Origin of the sequence: Candidatus Viridilinea mediisalina (genome assembly GCF_002532535.1) — a bacterium.
GTDB lineage: Bacteria > Chloroflexota > Chloroflexia > Chloroflexales > Chloroflexaceae > Viridilinea > Viridilinea mediisalina.
Genome location: NZ_NQWI01000240.1, coordinates 1 through 2519 on the forward strand (window position 1 = coordinate 1; position 2519 = coordinate 2519).

The window sequence follows — 2519 nt, forward strand, 5'->3', positions numbered from 1 at the left end:
AAATCTGGCATATCTATCAGGTCTAGCCCGTGCCGCGACACCGGATTAATTTCTGGAACACCATAAGTCGGCACTCCGTCGGAGGCCAAACGGTAAAGTGTCCTGAAACCATCCCTAAGCTTTGTAACCATGTTACACGAATTACCGCCCCCACTATAGCCGGGCTAGGCGATCTCGGCAAGTTTTGGTATGGAAGGTTTCTGAAATGCGCCTTTGTTCTCTGTTCTCTGTTCTCTGTTCTCTGTTCTCTGTTCTCTGTTCTCTGTTCTCTGTTCTGTACCCTTCCCTACTCAGCCACAGCCAAACCAAGCGCTTCACGGGCGGCGGCGGCGACGAAGAGCGAACCCGTGACGACGATGAGGTCGCGGGGGCCAGCCATGCCTTGGGCGGTGGCGAGCGCGGTTGCGACATCGGGGTTCATGACGAGGGGCCCGTTGAGCAGGGGGCTAACTACGGCTGCGATGCGGTCGAGATCCATGGCGCGCGGATGGAGCGAACGGGTGAGTACGAGCCCGGCGGCGGCGGGGACGAGCGCGGCGGCTATGGCGGCGATATCTTTATCACGCGAGGTGCCCAAGAGCAGAATCATGCGCTCGTAGGCGATTTCGCTCCGCAGGTCGGCCAAGAGTTTTGCGGCTGAATCGCCATTGTGAGCGCCGTCAATCAAGATCGGGGGCGTACCAGCCACCAGTTCAAAGCGAGCAGGCCAGGTGACGTTAGCCAGTCCTTCGGCGAGGGCGGCATTGGGCAGGGCCAAACCAGCACGACGCAGCAGCAGCGCCACCCCCAACGCCAGCCGCGCATTCTCTTGCTGAACAGCACCGCGCAGTGCCGATTGCGGCACCACCGGGTAGGCGCTGGTTTCACCATGCGCACTGCATAAGCCTTGCGGTGTGGCATGCCAGAGCGGTGCTCCCATGCGCTGCGCTTCGGCCTCGATCAGGGGCAGAGCCTCCGCCGCCTGCGGCACCGTCACAACCGGCACCCCCGGCTTGATGATGCCCGCTTTGTTCCAGGCAATCTCGGCGAGGCTGGCCCCCAGCACCGCACGGTGATCGTAGCTAATCGAGCTAATGGCGGCAACCAAGGGCGTGATGACATTGACCGCATCGAAGCGCCCGCCTAAACCAATCTCCAAGACAGCCACATCTACGCGGCAGGCTGCAAAGTGCTGGAGCGCCATCAGCAGGCCCAGATCGAAGGTGGTGGGCCGCCCATAGGGCGTAGGGTCAAACCCATCCAGCAGCGGGCACAATGCGGCCAACTGGGCCATAAGCTCTGCCTGAGTAATCAGGCAGCGATCAACCTGAATGCGCTCGCGGTAAGAGCTCAGGTGGGGCGAAGTAAAGAGACCCACCCGCAGACCAGCAGCCCGCGCCAAGGACTCAATCAGCGCAGCGGTACTCCCCTTGCCCTTGGTTCCCGCCACCACCACACAGCGCAAGCCCGCCTGGGGCTGACCTGCCGCCTCAAGCAAGGCCGCCATACGCCGCAGATTGTTCGCTGCTGCATCATGGGTCGCCGCTGGCTTGCGGGTCGGATCAACAAAACGATAGAGATAATCGAGGGCCGCTTGGTAGGTCGGAAAATAGCTCATAGCTGGATACCTTCAACCGCTTGGGCCGCACCCCAGACGCGGGCGAGCGCAGGCGCGACGGCGGTGGGGTCGCCGCTCGTAACGCAACGGAGTTGGCCCTGGCCCGCTGCAATCGCGTGGGCCAGGGCGAGGCGGGCGGTCTGGGCGGCCACGGCGGGGCCAGTGTCAATAATGGTAGCAGCGGGTGCCGCCGCCGCAATCAGGGGCCGCAGCGGGGGAAAGTGGGTGCAACCAAGCACGAGGGTATCCACGCCAGCGGCAACCAGGGGCGCAATCTGCTCATGCACAACCGCCGCAGCATAGGAGCCATGCAGCTCACCCGCCTCAACCAGTTGCACAAAATGGGGGCAAGGAACCGTTTGCACATGGATGCCATTGGCAAAACGTTGGACTAAGCCAGCGAAGCGTTCAGCACGCAAGGTACTCTGGGTCGCCAAGACTGCGACGCGCCCGCTGCGCGTAGCCGCTACCGCAGGCTTCACCCCTGGCTCCATCGCAACAAGCGGCAGCCGAAACTGGACGCGCAACCGATCGGCGGCGGCAGCGGTGGCCGTATTGCAGGCGACCACCACCAGTTGCGCCCCCTGCTCGATCAGCCAACGGGTAGCCAAATTCGCACGGGCTTGGATCTCAGCCTGCGGCAGGGGCCCATAGGGGCAATAGGCCGTATCGGCGACATAGAGCAGATCGTGCTGCGGCAAGACTGCCCGTAGCGCACGCACCACCGAGAGACCGCCGAGGCCAGAATCGAAGAGACCGATCATGGGGGAGAGAGGAAATGAGGTAAGGGAAGCAGAAATTTCTAAGTATCCCAGCGGCCTGTTATGCTGAATAGTACATGAGCGGGCATCGTAGTGCCGACTTTAGTCGGCTGAGGTCTTTGGCAGCGATGGGAGCCGACTAAAGTCGGCACTACCTATGG

General features: G+C 62.2%; 2 protein-coding genes. Both read right to left on the reverse strand.

Going from position 1 to position 2519, the window contains the following annotated elements; genetic code table 11:
* Positions 1–286 precede the first annotated feature (286 nt).
* Positions 287–1597 (reverse strand): bifunctional folylpolyglutamate synthase/dihydrofolate synthase, encoded by a 1311-nt coding sequence (locus tag CJ255_RS21675; RefSeq protein ID WP_097646153.1) that lies wholly within the window; start codon positions 1595–1597, stop codon positions 287–289.
* On the reverse strand, positions 1594–2361 hold the full coding sequence (murI, locus tag CJ255_RS21680; RefSeq protein WP_097646154.1) for a glutamate racemase: 768 nt from the start codon (positions 2359–2361) through the stop codon (positions 1594–1596). Before murI ends, CJ255_RS21675 begins: the two co-directional genes overlap by 4 nt.
* Positions 2362–2519 lie beyond the last annotated feature (158 nt).